Origin of the sequence: Streptacidiphilus sp. MAP12-33, assembly GCF_041261265.1 — a bacterium.
GTDB lineage: Bacteria > Actinomycetota > Actinomycetes > Streptomycetales > Streptomycetaceae > Streptacidiphilus.
In genome coordinates, this window is record NZ_JBGCCA010000001.1 from 506,098 (window position 1) to 521,950 (window position 15,853).

General features: G+C 71.0%; 14 protein-coding genes. 6 read left to right on the forward strand and 8 right to left on the reverse strand.

Features of this window, described 5'->3' with window-relative positions; genetic code table 11:
- Positions 1-51 precede the first annotated feature (51 nt).
- Positions 52-1,914, reverse strand: coding sequence for an APC family permease (locus ABH931_RS02370; RefSeq protein WP_370109319.1), 1,863 nt, complete (start codon positions 1,912-1,914; stop codon positions 52-54).
- Positions 1,915-2,132: 218 nt separating this feature from the next.
- On the opposite strand from ABH931_RS02370, the gene ABH931_RS02375 reads away from it, so the two are divergent.
- Positions 2,133-4,157: an APC family permease gene (locus ABH931_RS02375; protein WP_370109321.1), complete on the forward strand. Its 2,025-nt coding sequence runs from the start codon at positions 2,133-2,135 to the stop codon at positions 4,155-4,157.
- Here the strand turns inward: ABH931_RS02375 and ABH931_RS02380 are convergent.
- Positions 4,138-4,521 (reverse strand): ArsR/SmtB family transcription factor, encoded by a 384-nt coding sequence (locus ABH931_RS02380; RefSeq protein ID WP_370109323.1) that lies wholly within the window; start codon positions 4,519-4,521, stop codon positions 4,138-4,140. The genes ABH931_RS02375 and ABH931_RS02380 overlap by 20 nt on opposite strands.
- A 91-nt stretch (positions 4,522-4,612) precedes the next feature.
- On the opposite strand from ABH931_RS02380, the gene ABH931_RS02385 reads away from it, so the two are divergent.
- Positions 4,613-5,656 carry a P1 family peptidase gene (locus ABH931_RS02385; RefSeq protein WP_370109325.1) on the forward strand — a complete coding sequence of 348 codons (1,044 nt, stop codon included), beginning with the start codon at positions 4,613-4,615 and terminating at the stop codon, positions 5,654-5,656.
- A 51-nt stretch (positions 5,657-5,707) separates the two neighbouring features.
- A complete protein-coding gene (locus ABH931_RS02390; protein ID WP_370109326.1) occupies positions 5,708-6,529 on the forward strand; it encodes a protein phosphatase 2C domain-containing protein in 822 nt (273 codons plus the stop codon).
- Positions 6,530-6,584: 55 nt separating this feature from the next.
- Here ABH931_RS02390 and ABH931_RS02395 read toward each other — a convergent pair whose 3' ends face one another.
- Positions 6,585-7,544, reverse strand: a complete 960-nt coding sequence (locus tag ABH931_RS02395; RefSeq protein WP_370109327.1) for a pirin family protein — start codon at positions 7,542-7,544, stop codon at positions 6,585-6,587.
- Positions 7,545-7,646: 102 nt separating this feature from the next.
- Positions 7,647-8,072, reverse strand: a complete 426-nt coding sequence (locus tag ABH931_RS02400; RefSeq protein WP_370109328.1) for an SseB family protein — start codon at positions 8,070-8,072, stop codon at positions 7,647-7,649.
- A gap of 170 nt (positions 8,073-8,242) precedes the next feature.
- On the opposite strand from ABH931_RS02400, the gene ABH931_RS02405 reads away from it, so the two are divergent.
- Positions 8,243-10,072: an acyl-CoA dehydrogenase gene (locus ABH931_RS02405; protein WP_370109330.1), complete on the forward strand. Its 1,830-nt coding sequence runs from the start codon at positions 8,243-8,245 to the stop codon at positions 10,070-10,072.
- Positions 10,073-10,339: 267 nt separating this feature from the next.
- Positions 10,340-11,674, forward strand: coding sequence for a M18 family aminopeptidase (locus ABH931_RS02410; RefSeq protein ID WP_370109332.1), 1,335 nt, complete (start codon positions 10,340-10,342; stop codon positions 11,672-11,674).
- Positions 11,675-11,755: 81 nt separating this feature from the next.
- On the opposite strand, the gene ABH931_RS02415 is transcribed toward ABH931_RS02410, so the two are convergent.
- Complete coding sequence (locus ABH931_RS02415) at positions 11,756-13,576, reverse strand: NHL domain-containing thioredoxin family protein (protein WP_370109334.1); 1,821 nt, start codon at positions 13,574-13,576, stop codon at positions 11,756-11,758.
- A gap of 73 nt (positions 13,577-13,649) precedes the next feature.
- Here ABH931_RS02415 and ABH931_RS02420 point away from each other — a divergent pair, with 73 nt between their 5' ends.
- Positions 13,650-14,480 carry a hypothetical protein gene (locus tag ABH931_RS02420; RefSeq protein WP_370109336.1) on the forward strand — a complete coding sequence of 277 codons (831 nt, stop codon included), beginning with the start codon at positions 13,650-13,652 and terminating at the stop codon, positions 14,478-14,480.
- Positions 14,481-14,642: 162 nt separating this feature from the next.
- On the opposite strand, the gene ABH931_RS02425 is transcribed toward ABH931_RS02420, so the two are convergent.
- From ABH931_RS02425 to ABH931_RS02435, 3 genes are all read right to left on the reverse strand, one after another.
- Entirely contained in the window at positions 14,643-14,780 is a 138-nt protein-coding gene (locus tag ABH931_RS02425; protein WP_370109474.1) for a hypothetical protein, read from the reverse strand.
- Between the two features lie 77 nt (positions 14,781-14,857).
- On the reverse strand, positions 14,858-15,232 hold the full coding sequence (locus ABH931_RS02430) for a hypothetical protein (protein WP_370109338.1): 375 nt from the start codon (positions 15,230-15,232) through the stop codon (positions 14,858-14,860).
- Positions 15,233-15,366: 134 nt separating this feature from the next.
- Positions 15,367-15,852, reverse strand: coding sequence for a hypothetical protein (locus ABH931_RS02435; protein ID WP_370109340.1), 486 nt, complete (start codon positions 15,850-15,852; stop codon positions 15,367-15,369).
- Position 15,853 lies beyond the last annotated feature (1 nt).

The following is a 15,853-nucleotide window of genomic DNA, read 5'->3' on the forward strand; positions in this document are numbered from 1 at the left end:
AGGTCGGTTTTCGTCCCGGCCCTCCTGCGCCCTCCTGCGCCCTCCTGCGCCCTACGCGTTCAGGCGCAGGCGGAGGCGGCAGACCGTGGCGTCCGTGCCCCGCCGCACCGCGCGGCTGATCAGCGCGCCGCGCTGGTTGTGGAGGGGCCAGGTCCACCAGTGCTCCGGTTCGACCTCGGGGACGAGCACCGTGACGCGGTCGTACCGGTGGGCGCCGTCCTCCGCGCGCAGCCCGCGCACGTAGTGGACCAGCGGGCGGGCCAGTTCGCGGCGGGCGGAGGGGATTTCGACCAGCGGCACACCGGGCTGCCACAGCTCCCAGTCGCGGCGCAGCGCCTCCGCCGCCTCCCGCTCCTCCGTGTCGGACTCACCGGGGACGACCGTCACCGCGACGACCTCGTCGCCCAGCGAGACCGCCGCCGACAGGGCCTCGCGGGTCAGCCGCGACAGCGCGCCGACCGGGACGACCACCAGCGAGTGCCGCGGCTCCGGCGCGGCGGGGACCATGCCCAGCTCCAGCTTCTCGCCGATGCGGGCGTAGCCGCGCCGTACGGCGGTGAAGAGCAGCACCAGCAGCGGCAGCAGGGTGACGACCAGCCAGGCGCCCTCGGTGAACTTCGTCAGCGTCTCGACGACGGTCGCCGCCGCGGTGAGCAGCGCGCCGAACCCGTTCGTCAGCGCCTTGCCACGCCAGCCGGCGCAGCGCGCGAGCCACCAGTGCCGGACCATGCCGACCTGGGCGATGGTGAACCCGACGAAGACGCCGATGGCGAAGAGCGGGACGAGGCTGTTCACGTCGCCCCCGGAGGCGGCCAGCAGCACGGCGGAGGCCCCGGCCAGGGCCAGCACGCCGTGGCGGTAGACCTGGTGGTCGGCGCGGAGCGCGAAGACGTGCGGCAGGTGGTGGTCGCGGGCCAGCAGCCGCAGCAGGACCGGCAGACCACCGAAGGAGGTGTTCGCGGCGAGCGCCAGCAGCAGCATCGTGGCGAACTGCACGAGGTAGAAGAAGAAGCCGTGGCCGAACGCGGCGTCGGTCAGCTGGGCCAGCACCGTGACGCCGTCGACGGGCTGGAGGTGGAAGCGGCCGATCAGGACCGCCAGGCCGATGAGCATGACGCCCAGCAGCACGCCCAGCGCGATCTCGGTGTGCTGGGCGCGCCTGACGCGCGGGACCTTGAACGAGGGGACGGCGTTGGCGATCGCCTCGACGCCGGTCAGGGCGGAGCAGCCGGAGGCGAAGGCGCGCAGGAGCAGCAGCACACCGATCGAGGTGGCGTTGGAGGCGACGACCGAGGCGTGTCCGGCGGCGAGCAGCTCCACCGGGTGCGTGCGGAAGAGGCCGACGACGATGACGCCGAGGATCGAGGCGACGAAGACCACCGTCGGGATGACGAAGACCCGGGCCGACTCGGCGATGCCCCGCAGGTTGACCGCGGTGACCAGCGCCAGCACGGCCAGACAGAGCCACACCCGGTCCCCGTACAGGGCGGGGAGGGCCGAGGTCAGCGCGGCGACGCCGGCGGTGACGGAGACCGCGACGTTCAGGATGTAGTCGACGACCAGCGAGGCGGCCGCGACCAGCGCGGTGCGGTGGCCCAGGTGGGCCTTGGCCACCGCGTAGGAGCCGCCGCCGTCGGGGAAGGCGGCGATGACCTGCCGGTAGGAGAAGGTCAGCACCGTCAGCAGCGCGGCGATCGCCAGCGTCACCGGGAGGGTGAACCCGAGCCCGTGCGCACCGGCCGTGGCGAGCACCAGGACGATCGCCTCGGGGCCGTAGGCCACGGACGCCATGGCGTCCAGGGAGAGCGCGGCCAGGCCGCCGAGCGCCGAGAGCCGGTGCTTCTCGGCGGGGTCGGCGGCCCCGGGTATCGGATGCGGCGTGGACTCTTCGGTGGTGGCCGTGGAAGCCGACATGACCCCTCCCGGGGGACGGTGCGTCGTGGTGCGTGCGCGTCGTTCTGACGAGTCCCCATGCTGGCGGCCCGTGGCGCCGGCCGCGTCCCTTTCTGACGAGTCCTTGACGGTGCCCGCCTCGGCTTCTACGCGTTCCTGACGTGCCGGGGCTCCGCGGCCGGGAGGGGCCCCGCGCGGCGAAATATGGGGAGATGTCCGCTGTCGCCTAGTCTCGGTGCGTGGTGAACATCCCTCAGGTGGTGAAGCGGCTGCTGATCGGCCGGGCGATGCGCAGCGAGGAACTCGGCGAGACGCTGCTGCCGAAACGGATCGCACTGCCGATCTTCGCCTCCGACCCGCTCTCCTCGGTCGCCTACGCCACCCAGGAGATCCTGCTGGTGCTGACGGTCGGCGGCACCGCCTTCCTCTACCTGACCCCGTGGATCGGGCTCGGCGTCGTGGTGCTGATGGCGGTCGTGGTGCTCTCCTACCGCCAGGTGGTCCACGCCTACCCGAGCGGCGGCGGCTCCTACGAGGTGGTCTCCCGCAACCTCGGCGCCAACGCGGGCCTGGTCGTGGCCGCCGCGCTGCTGGTCGACTACGTGATGACCGTCGCCGTCTCGGTCGCCTCCGGCGTGGACAACATCATCTCGGCGTTCACCGGGCTGGCGCCCTACCGGGTGCTGATGGCTGTGGTCTTCGTCGTGCTGCTGGCGGCAGTGAACCTGCGCGGGGTGCGCGAGTCGGGCAAGGCCTTCGCGACGCCGACTTACCTCTTCATCGCCGGCATCGTGCTGATGATCGTCACCGGCTTCGTGAAGATGGCCTTCGGCCACGGCCCGGTCGCGTCCAGCGCGAAGTACGCCATCACCCCGACCGACCACCAGGACACCCTCACCGGCTTCGCCCTGCTGATGCTCGCGCTCCGGGCCTTCGCCTCCGGCTGTACGGCGCTGACGGGCGTCGAGGCGATCTCCAACGGCGTCCCGGCCTTCCGCAGGCCGAAGAGCAGGAACGCCGCGCAGACCATGTCGGCCATGGGCATCACGGCCGTGGTGATGTTCTCCGGCATCACCGTGCTCGCGCTGACCTCGAAGATCCACATCACCAACGACGGCTGCCAGCTCGTCGGCTTCCCGAACTGCGCCAGCGCCCCGCAGCAGACCGTCATCGCCCAGCTCGCCGCGGCGATCTTCGGTGGCGACCACAGCGTGCCCTTCTACTACATCCAGGTGGCAACGGCGCTGGTCCTGGTCCTGGCCGCGAACACCGCCTTCAACGGCTTCCCGCTGCTCTCCTCGATCCTCGCCCAGCACCGCTACCTGCCCCGCCAACTGCACACCCGCGGCGACCGGCTCGCCTTCTCCAACGGCATCCTGGCGCTGGCCCTGGTCAACGTGGCCCTGCTGGTCGCCTACAAGGCCGACGTCACCAACCTGATCCACCTCTACATCCTCGGTGTCTTCACCTCCTTCACGCTCTCCCAGATCGGCATGGTCCGGCACTGGAACGAGCTGCTGCGCGGCGGCGAGAGCGACCCGAAGGTCCGGGCCGGCGCGCACCGCTCCCGGATCATCAACGGCTTCGGCGCGTGCGTGACCGCGCTGGTCCTGGTCATCGTGATGATCACCAAGTTCACCGAGGGCGCGTGGCTGGCGGTCGTCGCGGCGATCTTCCTCTACGTCAACATGAAGGCGATCCACCGCCACTACGACGAGGTCTCCGACGAGCTGGCGGTCGAGGACCCGTCGATGGAACGGGCCCGCCCGGCCCGGGTGCACGGCGTGGTCCTGGTCTCCAAGCTGCACAAGGCGACCCTGCGGGCCATCGGCTACGCGCAGGCGCTGCGCCCCGACGTCCTGGAGGCGGTCACCGCGGCCGTCGACCGGGAGGCGGCGCTGGAGCTGGAACGGCAGTGGGAGGAGTTCGACATCGAGATCCCGCTCAAGGTCCTCGACTCACCCTTCCGCGAGATCACCAGGCCGGTGGTCAGCTACGTGAAGGGCCTACGCAGGGACTCCCCCAGGGACGCGGTCGCGGTCTTCATCCCGGAGTACGTGGTCGGCCACTGGTGGGAGCAGCCGCTGCACAACCAGTCGGCGCTGTGGCTGAAGAGCCGGCTGCTGTTCATGCCGGGCGTCATGGTGATCAGCGTCCCCTGGCAGCTGTCCTCCTCGCGGGGGGCGGGCGGCCCGGCGCGGCGCGCGCCCGGCGCCGTGCGGCGCGGCGAGCCGCCGCACCAGCTCACTCCTCCGCGGCACTGACCGCGCCCGCGGCGCGCAGGTGCGCGACGTGGTAGACGGCCTGGTCCAGCAGGGCGGAGACGTGCTCGTCGTACAGCGCGTACACCACGGACCGCCCTTGCCGGTCGCGGACGACCAGGCCGAGGTTGCGCAGCAGGCGCAGCTGGTGCGAGCAGGAGGACTGCTCCATCTCGACGTCGGCGGCGAGCTCGCTCGGCGTGCAGGGGCCCTGCCGCAGCCGCGACAGGATGCGCAGGCGCGAGGGCGTCGCGAGCGCCTGCAAGGTCCCGGCCACGCGTTCGGCCTCGGCCGCGTCCAGCGCGGGCGCGGCGGGGGCCGCGGACGCCGCGTCGTGCGGGTCCTCGAACGGGGCTCTGGAGACCATGGTTTTCATCGTACTCATCGGACGTTGCACGGCCCCTGCGGCGCAGCCGCTGAGGTAGTGCAACCTGCCGACCCGGTGAAAGGCTGACGCCATGGCAGACGACGTGCTCACCAACACCCTCGCCGACGTTCCCGGCTTTCGCGTCGGGCACGCGCAGCGCGTGGGAGACGGCGCGCTGACCGGGGTGACCGTCGTGCTCGCCCCCGAGGGCGGGGCGGTCGCGGGCGTCGACGTGCGGGGCGGGGGCCCCGGCACGCGGGAGACGGACGCGCTGGACCCGCGCAACCTGGTCCAGCGCGTCGACGCGATCGTGCTGACCGGCGGCAGCGCCTTCGGACTGGACGCCGCCGGAGGCGTCGTCGCGTGGCTGGAGGAGCGGGGACGCGGGTTCCGCGTCGGCGCGGAGCCCGGGCAGGTCGTGCCGGTCGTGCCGTCCGCCGCCCTGTTCGACCTCGGCCGCGGCGGCGACTGGCACGCCCGCCCGGACGCCGCGCTCGGCCGGGAGGCGGTCGAGGCCGCTGCCGCGGCCGAGGAGGGCGCGTCCGTCCCACAGGGCAACGTCGGGGCCGGGACGGGAGCCGTCGCGGGCGGCCTGAAGGGCGGCGTCGGCAGCGCGTCCGTCCGGCTGGCCTCCGGCGTGACCGTCGGCGCGCTGGTCGCCGTCAACGCCGTCGGGTCCGCCGTCGACCCGGCCACGGGCGAGCTCTACGCCGCCCGGTTCGGGCAGCCGGGCGAGTTCCCCGACCTGCGGGCCGAACCGAGCGCGTCCCCGCAGGACCCGGGCCTCAACACCACCCTCGCCGTCGTCGTCACCGACACGACGCTGACCAAGGCGCAGGCCCACAAGCTCGCCGGGACCGCCCACGACGGCCTCGCCCGCGCGCTGCGCCCGGTGCACCTGCTCTCCGACGGCGACACCGTCTTCGCCCTCGCCTCCGGGGCCCGTCCGCTGCCGGTCCCGGAGGGTGACGCCGCCTTCGCCGTGCATGTCGAGGCCGCCGCGCTGAACGAGCTCTACGCGGCGGCGGCCGACGCGGTCACCCGGGCCATCGGGCACGCCGTACTGGCGGCCGAGAGCGTCGGCGAGTTCCGCAGCTTTCGGGACATGTGTGCGAACAAGCCGAATTGCGGGTGATGGTGTGTCAAAGTCCTGCCATCGGCGCGCGAGGCATCCCACACTGACTCCATGCGCGTGGAGATAGCGGGGGAACCGCAACGGGGCGACCGCCCCTCGGAGGATTTCGTCGCGAGCTGCGGCGACGCGTTCGTCCTGTTGGACGGCTGCAGTTCGCCTGTGGCCATGGAGAACGGCTGCGAGCACGGCACCGCCTGGTTCGTCCGGCGGCTGGGCGTGCACCTGCTGGCCCGTCTGGTCGACCGCCCCGACCGGACGATGGCCCAGTGCCTCAGCGACGCGATCGCGGAGACGGCGTCCCTGCACGGCGCCCGCTGCGACCTCGCGCACCCGAACACGCCGGCGGCGATGGTCGTCGCCGCCCGCGTGCACGGGCCGAGCCTGCAGTACCTGGTGCTGGGGGATTCGCAGCTGGTGCTGGACCGGGAGGGCACCTACGCCGTCATAGGGGACAACCAGCCGTTCCCGGCGGGGGAGGGGCTGCGCCGTCAGGTCCACGCCGCCGCGCACGGCAGCCCGGAGCGGGCCTCCCTGCACATGCGCTACGCGCTGGCGGTCCGGGCGGCCCGCAACACGGGCCACGGTCCGTGGGTCGCGGCCGCGCTCCCGCGCGCGTCGGAACACGCGGAGACGGGCGCCGCCCCGCTCGGCGAGCTCCGCGCGTTCGCGGCGCTCACCGACGGGGCGGCGAGGTTCGTCGACCGGTTCGACCTGGGCGGCTGGCCCGACGCGATGCGCCTGATGGACCAGCGCGGCCCGGCCGAGCTGGTGCGCCGGGTGCGGGAGACGGAGTCGGCCGACCCTGCCTGCGCGCGCTGGCCGCGCGGCAAGGCCAAGGACGACGCCACGGCCCTGTACGGGCGGCTGCGCTGAGCGGCCGGCGCTGAACGGCCGGCGCTGAACGGAGACTGCCGAGCGGTCGGAGTGGTCAGTTCTGCGTCGGCGGGATCACGCCGAACTTGCCGGCGTTGAAGTCCTCGATCGCCTGCTGGAGCTCACGGTGGCTGTTCATCACGAACGGCCCGTAGTGAGCCACCGGCTCCTTGATCGGCTCGCCGCCCAGGATGATCACGTCCATGTTCGGCGAACGCGACTCCTGCATCGCGGACGCCTGCAGGGCGATGCTGTCGCCGTCGCCGAAGACCGCCGACTGGCCCTGGTGGATCGGCCGGTTCTCCTCGCCGATCGTGCCCTCGCCGTTCAGGACGTAGACCAGCGCGTTGAAGTCCGGACGCCACGGCAGGGTGATCCGCGCGCCGGGGCTGACAGTGGCGTGCACCAGGGTGATCGGTGTGAAGGTCGTGCCGGGGCCCTGGTGGCCGCCGAGCTCGCCCGCGATGACGCGCAGCACCGCGCCGCCGTCCGCGGTGGTCAGCAGCTTGACCTCGCCGCCGTGGATGTCCTGGTACTTCGGCTGGATCATCTTGTCCGAGGCCGGCAGGTTCACCCACAGCTGGATGCCGTGGAAGAGGCCGCCGCTCATCACCAGGTGCTCCGGCGGCGTCTCGATGTGGAGGATGCCTGAGCCGGCCGTCATCCACTGGGTGTCGCCGCCGCTGAGGTGGCCGCCGCCGCCCGTCGAGTCCTGGTGCACGAACTCGCCGTCGATCATGTAGGTCACGGTCTCGAAGCCGCGGTGCGGGTGCCAGGGGGTGCCCTTGGGCTCACCGGCCGCGTACTCCACCTCGCCCATCTGGTCCATCATGATGAACGGGTCGAGGTACTTGGTGTTGATCTTCGCGAACGCGCGACGGACCGGGAAGCCCTCGCCCTCGAAGCCCTCGGGGGCCGTCACCACGCCCAGTACCGGGCGCGCGGACGTGACAGCCGGGTCCGGCGTCTCCACACGCGGCAGGACCAACGGGTTCTCAACGGTCACAGCGGGCATGGCTGCCTCCTCGCTCTTGCTTCGACACGTCCAAGGTAGTTGAACGTTGAATCTCTAAGCAAGTTGAAGCGTCAACTAATTCCCACCCCCTTGCGGCGACCCCTATCCGTACATCCTCCGCATCGTGAAATCGACCATCTGTTCGACGGCCTTGGCGTCGAAGACCATCCGGTGCTCGCCCTCCATGTCCATCGCGAAGCCGTAGCCGGTGGGCAGCAGGTCCAGGACCTCCGCGCCGGTCACGGTGAAGAACTTGGAGTCCTTGCCCGCGTAGCGGCGCAGCTCCTTGAGCGAGCTGAACATCGGGATCACCGGCTGCGGGGTGTTGTGCAGGGCGAGGAAGCCCGGGCGGTCGCCGCGCGGGCAGTAGATCTTCGAGGTGATGAAGATCGACTGGAAGTCCTCGACCGTCATCGCACCCGAGGTGAAGGCCCGGATCGCCTCCGCCAGCGAAGGCGGAGTGGGCTCCGGGTAGGGCTGCTGATAGCCGGGGTTCTGCCCCTGCGGGGGCTGCTCGTAGCCGTACACAGGTCAAGGCTAGCGAGGGATGTGACGTACGCCAGGCCCAGTCCTGCCTCAAGGGGGTTGATCTAAGTTACCCTTGGGTAGCATCATGGTGGCTACTTGCTGGTAGACACCGGCCGGTAGATCGCTGCTGACGCTGTAGATCTCGTCGATCGAGTTGAGGGTTCACGACTATGGGTCACTACAAGTCCAACCTCCGCGACCTGGAGTTCAACCTCTTCGAGGTGCTCGGTCGCGACGAGGTCTACGGCACCGGTCCGTTCGCGGAGATGGACGTCGAGACGGCGCAGGCCATCCTCGCCGAGGTCGCGCGTCTCGCCGAGAGCGAGCTGGCCGCCTCCTTCGCCGACACCGACCGCACCCCGCCGGTCTTCGACCCGGAGACCAGCACCGCGCCGATACCGGACACCTTCAAGAAGAGCTACCAGGCGTTCATGGACGCCGAGTACTGGCGCCTCGGCATCCCGGAGGAGATCGGCGGCACCCTCGCCCCGGCCTCGCTGATCTGGGCCTACGCCGAGATGGTGCTGGGCGCGAACCCGGCCATCTGGATGTACGCCTCCGGTCCGGCCATGGGCACCGTGGTCTTCGAGGAGGGCACCGAGGAGCAGGCCAAGATCGCCCGCCTGATGGCGGAGAAGCGCTGGGGCTCCACCATGGTGCTCACCGAGCCGGACGCCGGCTCCGACGTCGGCGCCGGTCGCACCAAGGCCGTCCAGCAGCCCGACGGCACCTGGCACATCGAGGGCGTCAAGCGCTTCATCACCTCGGGCGAGCACGACATGTCCGAGAACATCATCCACCTGGTGCTGGCCCGCCCCGAGGGCCACGGCCCCGGCACCAAGGGCCTCTCCCTCTTCATCGTGCCGAAGTACGACTTCGACTGGGAGACCGGCGAGCTGGGCGAGCGCAACGGCGTCTACGCCACCAACGTCGAGCACAAGATGGGCCTCAAGGCCTCCAACACCTGCGAGATGACCTTCGGCGCCAAGCACCCCGCCAAGGGTTGGCTGGTCGGCGAGAAGCACGACGGCATCCGCCAGATGTTCCGCGTCATCGAGAACGCCCGCATGATGGTCGGCACCAAGGCCATCGCCACCCTCTCCACCGGCTACCTCAACGCCCTGGAGTACGCCAAGGAGCGCGTGCAGGGTCCGGACCTGGCCCAGTTCCTGGACAAGTCCGCGCCGCGCGTCACCATCACGCACCACCCGGACGTGCGCCGCTCGCTGCTGACCCAGAAGGCCTACGCCGAGGGCATGCGCACCCTGGTCCTCTACACCGCGTCGGTGCAGGACGAGATCCAGCAGCTCAAGGCCCGCGGCGAGGACGCCTCCGCCGCCGAGCGCCTGAACGACCTGCTGCTGCCGATCGTCAAGGGCTACGGCTCGGAGAAGTCCTACGAGCAGCTGGCCCAGTCGCTGCAGACCTTCGGCGGCTCCGGCTTCCTGCAGGAGTACCCGATCGAGCAGTACATCCGGGACTCCAAGATCGACACCCTCTACGAGGGCACCACCGCCATCCAGGGCCAGGACTTCTTCTTCCGGAAGATCGTCAAGGACCAGGGCCAGGCGCTGACCGCCCTTTCGGAGCAGATCGTCAAGTCCATCGCCGCGGGCATCGGCGGCGACGAGCTGGCCGCCGAGCGCGACGCGCTGGCCGCCGCCGCGGGCGACCTGGAGGCCCTGGTCGGCACCATGCTGGCCCAGCTCGGCACGGTCGAGCAGGACCTGCGCAACATGTACAAGGTCGGCCAGAACACCACCCGCCTGCTGCTCGCCTCCGGCGACGTGGTCATCGGCTGGCTGCTGCTGCGCGCCGCCGCCGTCGCGCAGGCCAAGCTGGCGGAGGGCGCCTCCGAGAAGGACGTGCCGTTCTACCAGGGCAAGATCGCGGCCGCCCGCTTCTTCGCCCGCAACGTGCTGCCGACCGTGCACACGCAGCGCCTGATCGCCGAGGGCATCGACAACGCGATCATGGACCTGGCGGAGGAGGCGTTCTGACCGGCGCGCCACCCGCGCCTGCGGTCGCGCCTCGGCTCGTGCGTCAGCCCGTGCATCGGCTCGCGTCTCTGTGAGCGTCGAGGGCCCGGACCCCCATGGGGGTCCGGGCCCTTGCCCGTCACCCGCCACCCTTCGCGAGGGTGCTGCCTGTCCCCGGGCCGGTCCGGCGAACGATCCGGCGGACCGGCCCCCGGCCCGTGTCGGGCCTATGCTCGACCGCAGAGATCGCTCGACCCCAGCACATTCTCAGCACGACTGGAGCCAGCCTTGACCCCCGCTGCAGCCTCTCAGCCCGGCGCGACCCCCACCGCGACCCCCACCGCGGCGCCCGCTTTCGACCGCAGCCACACCGATGACCTCATCGCCTACCTGCAGTCGAGCCCGTCGCCGTTCCACGCGGTGGCCAGCGCGGCAGAGCGCCTGGAGAAGGCCGGTTTCCGGCAGGTCGAGGAGACGGCGGCCTGGGACGCCGCCCCCGGCGGCCGCTACCTGATCCGCGGCGGCGCGCTCATCGCCTGGTACGTCCCCGAGAGCGCCACCCCCGCCACCGGCTTCCGCATCGTCGGCGCCCACACCGACTCGCCCAACCTCCGCGTCAAGCCGATCCCGGACACCGGCGCGGACGGCTGGCGCCAGGTCGCCGTCGAGATCTACGGCGGTGTCCCGCTCAACACCTGGCTCGACCGCGACCTCGGCCTCTCCGGCCGCCTCGCGCTGCGCGACGGCAGCGTCGTCCTGGTCCAGCTCGACGAGCCGCTGCTGCGCGTCCCGCAGCTCGCCATCCACCTCGACCGCAGCGTCAACGACGCCCTGACGCTGGACCGGCAGCGCCACCTCACCCCGATCTGGGGCCTCGGCGAGGTCGACGAGGGCTCGCTCATCCGCTACGTCGCCGACGCGGCCGGCGTCGACGCCGCCGACGTCGTCGGCTGGGACCTGATGGTCCACGACGTCCAGCCGCCCTCCTACCTCGGCCGCGACCGCGAGCTGCTGGCCGCGCCCCGTCTGGACAACCTGCTCTCCGTCCACGCCGGCACCGCCGCGCTGGTCGCGGCCGCCTCCGGCGAGCTGGAGCACATCGCCGTCCTGGCCGCCTTCGACCACGAGGAGAACGGCAGCGAGTCCGACACCGGCGCCCAGGGCCCGCTGCTCGGCACCGTCATGGACCGCTCCGTCTTCGCCCGCGGCGGCACCCTGGAGGACCGCGCCCGAGCGCTGGCCGCCACGGTCTGCCTCTCCTCGGACATGGGCCACGCCGTCCACCCCAACTACAGCGAGCGCCACGAGCCGGGCCACCACCCGATGCCGAACGGCGGCCCGATCCTCAAGGTCAACGTCAACAACCGCTACGCCACCAACGCGACCGGCCGCGCGGTCTTCGCCGCCGCGTGCGAGCGGGCGGGCGTGCCGTGGCAGACCTTCGTCTCCAACAACTCGGTCCCCTGCGGCACGACCATCGGCCCGATCACGGCCGCCCGCCTCGGCATCGCGACGGTGGACTGCGGCGTCGCCGCCCTGTCCATGCATTCCGCCCGCGAGCTGTGCGGGGCGGACGACCCGTTCCTGCTGGCGGGCGCCCTCAAGGCGTTCCTGGAGAGCTGAGCGCCGCCGCGCGCCGTCGGCGCGCGGCGGCGGTGCGCGGCGGCGGTGCCGGGTTCCGGCGCCGCCGCCGGGCTGCCGCTCCTACTCGTCCATCCCGGCCAGCACCAGCGCCAGCCGGCTTGTCCCCTCCGCGGTGACCCGGACCGGCACGCCCCAGTCCTGCTGGTGCACATGGCAGGTCGGGAACTCGATCGCCGGGTCCGCGTCGCAGGACGCCGCCATCGCCGAGACGTGCAGCACGCCCTCCGTGACGGCCGGGTTCAGGCGCAGCTCGCGCCGGAGCCCGGTGTCCGCGCCCGAGCCGTCCAGCAGCAGCTCCGGCGGGGTGGAGCTGACCAGCAGCCGGGTGGCGGGGCCGTAGCTCTCGTCCAGCTTCTGCCCGGCCGGCGGCGTGAAGACCACGTCCAGCGCGAGCGTTCCGCCCGCGACCTCGGTCGCCGGCCGCTGCGTCCGGTGCGCCGCGGCCTCCACCTGGACGGCCTCCTCCGGCAGCCGCAGGCGCGTCAGCCGGTGCCGCGCCGACTCCACGACCACGATCTCGTCCCCGTCGACGACAGCGCCGGACGGCTCCCGCAGATCCGTGGCCAGCGTGCTGACCTCACCCGTCTCCGGGTCGAACCGGCGCAGCGCGTGGTTGTAGGTGTCGGCGATCGCCACCGACCCGTCGGGCAGCACCGTCACCCCGAGCGGGTGCTGCAGCAGCGCCTGCGCGGCGGCACCGTCCCGGTGCCCGAAGTCGAACAGCCCCGTCCCGACGGCGGTCCGCACCTCGTGTGTCCCGGCCTCGACGTACCGGACCGCGGACGTCTCGGAGTCCGCGACCCACAGCCGGCTCCCGTCCGCGGCCACCGCCAGCCCGGACGGCTGCGCGAACCACGCCTCGGCGGCGGGCCCGTCGACCAGCCCCTCGTTGGTCGTCCCGGCCTCGACCTGCGCCGTACCGGCGTCGGGGTCGTAGCTCCACAGCTGGTGGGTGCCCGCCATCGCGATCCACACCCGCCCGTCGAACCACGCCACGTCCCACGGCGACGACAGATCCACCTCGCGCGCCGGTCCGCTCGTCGCGGAGTTCTGCCACCACTGGCGGCCGGTCCCGGCCAGCGTGGTGACCTCGCCCGTCGCCAGGGTCACCCCGCGCAGCGCGTGGTTGACCGTGTCGGCCACGACCACGTCGTACGCCCGGCCCTCCACCAGCGCCAGGCCCTGCGGCTCGCTGAAGCGGGCTGCCTCGGCCTTGCCGTCCACGAACCCGCGCTCACCACTGCCGATCCGCCGCACGACGGTCTCCCCGTCCGCGGCGAGTTCCACCAGGCTGTGATGACCGGAGTCCGCGACCAGGAACCCCCCGTCGGGCAGCCGCACGGCCTTCCCGGGGAACTTCAGCGCCCCGGGCACCACCTCCGGCGCGACGTACGGCCCGTCCCCGCGCCGCAGCGTCCCCTTCGCCCCGTGCTCCGCCTCCAGCTCCGCCACCAGCGCGGCGATCGCGTGCGCGTGCCCCTCCCCGGCGTGCTGCGCGACGACGTACCCCTCGGGATCGATCACCACGAGCGTCGGCCAGGCCCGCACGGCGTACTGCTTCCACGTGGCGAGCTCGGGATCGTCCAGCACGGGGTGCTCCACCTCGTACCGCGCCACCGCGTCCACCACGGCCTGGTGCTCGGCCTCGTGCACGAACTTCGGCGAGTGCACCCCGATGATCACCAACGTGTCCCGGTGCGCCTCCTCGAGCTCCCGGAGCTCGTCGAGGACATGGAGGCAGTTGATACAGCAGAAGGTCCAGAAGTCTACGACGACGCACTTACCTCGCAAGTCTGCGAGGGTGAGGTCCTTGCCGCCGGTGTTGATCCATCCGCCCTTGCCGACCAGCTCGGGGGCGCGAACGCGTGCACGTGATGCCATACCTGCATCCAACCGCATCGGACTGTGGGTGCATTCCGGACGTACCACTGCCGCGACCCCCGGTACCGTTCGGATGCTCTATAAAGTGCATCACGTTTCCGTCATTGAGACGGATCTTGGTCTTTGGAGCCTCATGCGCAACCGCATAGCCTCTGCCGCCCTCGCGGGCGCCGCCTCGCTGGCGGCCGTCACCGTCGCCCCAACCGTTGCGGCGGCCGCAACCCCGGGTCCGGTCATCACCCGAGTCTCGGTCAATGACTTGGCCGTTGCTCTGACCGGCCATCAGCAGTTCGCACTGCGTATCAGCGCCTCCGACGCCCAGGGCATCAAGAGCATCCACGCGCTCATCTGGCCATTGGCTGCCAACGGGGTTCGACCCACACCGGCCCTTGTTGCCCAGTCGAACCTGGTGACGCCGAGGTCACGAACCTCCACGTCTGAGACAGTCGGCTTCGACTTCAGCGACGACTTTGCCAAGGGCTACGACGCGGACTACGAGGCGGGCGAATTCGGGATCGCGGTTCTGGTCACCGCGAACGACGGCACCACCACGTACGTGCCTAAGGCGGCCACCTACTTCATCCGGTTCGCCGACGCGCTCTCAGCCAAGGCGAACACCAAGCAGGTCCGCAAGAGTGCCATGGTGACGGTCAAGGGCCAGCTCAACCGGGCCGACTGGGATCTTCGCAAGTGGCGTGCGAATGGTGGCCAGTGGGTCAAGCTGCAGTACCGCAAGGCTGGCAGCAACACTTGGGTGACCGAAGGATGGGCGAAGACCACCGCCAGTGGCGCGCTGGCCGTCTCCGCTCGCGACCACGCCTCCGGCTGGTGGCGCTTCTCCTACGCAGGCAGTCTTACCTGCGCGCCCGCCACCTCCACGCAGTACTGGATCACCGCTGGATGACCTGGACCCGATGAAGTAGTGGGTCAGCGCAGAACCTCTTACGGGGGCGCCGGCCCACTGCCACAACTGAGTGGTGATGCGGTTCGCCCCACGGCGCCCGGCTATTAGGAGCGCCGCCGAGCCGCCAAGGCTCGCACGCTGAGCCAACCCATCTCGCCAAGTTCAGTGGCAGAACACCCAGAAGTCTACAACGACGCACTTACCTCGCAGATCCGCGAGGGTGAGGTCCTTGCCGCCGGTGTTGATCCATCCGCCCTTGCCGACCAGTTCGGGGGCGCGTACGCGTGCACGTGATGCCATACCTGCATCCAACCGCATCGGGCTGTGGGCGCATTCCATCGAGCGGACGAGGCGCAGCCCGAGTAGGGTCCCTGCCCTCAGCCCGACAGCCAGTCGTCCATGTGGCGGTGTCGATCAAGGCCCACGGCGGCGAACTCGTCCACTGCCCCGTCGGATGTCACCCCGATGCGGCGTAGCGCCTGCGAGATCGGGCTGCCCTGGGCAGGGAACGGCTGCTGCTCTGCAACGTGCAATGGACCCAGTACAACGGCGCTGTCCGTCCACACCGCTGCACGCTGCTCACCGATCCCACCGAAGTACTCTGCCTCGACGTACGCGACAGCCCCCGAGACGGACCACTGGGCAATCACCTGGTCGAAGCCACCCGGCATCCGCCAGAAGCCCATGGCACCCGATGCGCCGCCATCGCTGACCTCGTCGAAGAACTCGTCCGTGATCGGTAGCAGGGACACCCCGTGTCCCAGTTGGGCGAGCCGAACGTGAGTGAGGCCCTCGGATACTGCACGGAGCAGCTGGCTGCTCGCAATAACGGCCTGTAGCTCATATGCCACTCGGTACTCCTAACGACGGTGCGAACCCTGGGTCGTCAGTCTTCTCCGACCTGCAGCAGCACGACCACGAATCCTGCTCCTCGACCGGCGATCACGCCGTCGAAGGTGAACATCGTGACTGGGTCCCAGGCGCGGCCGTTCAGCCAGGGGCCCTCGATATTGGAGACCCACTCGGCTCGCGGTCCCAGCAAGGAGGCGACTCGCTGGGCCGCTCGTGCCGCATGAGTACGGTCTCGGTGGTCGTGGTTGGGGTAGACCAAGTCCGACGCTGACAGATTGACCATCAGTTCGAGCGCGGTATCCGAAGTGACGGGACTCAGCGCCGTGGCGATGTCATCGATGAAGCTCGGACCCACGGCCCCCTTCACCGCATCGTGGGCCCACTGCTTCTCAGCGGCTTTGGCCACTTCGAGGACGTGGGAGGCCAGGTCTGCCTCAGGGTCCCGGCGGCAGAGCGAGTAGACGCGTGGCGCCTTGGCCAGCGATCCCATCAGCGCGGCAAGAAGATCGGCATCCTGCATG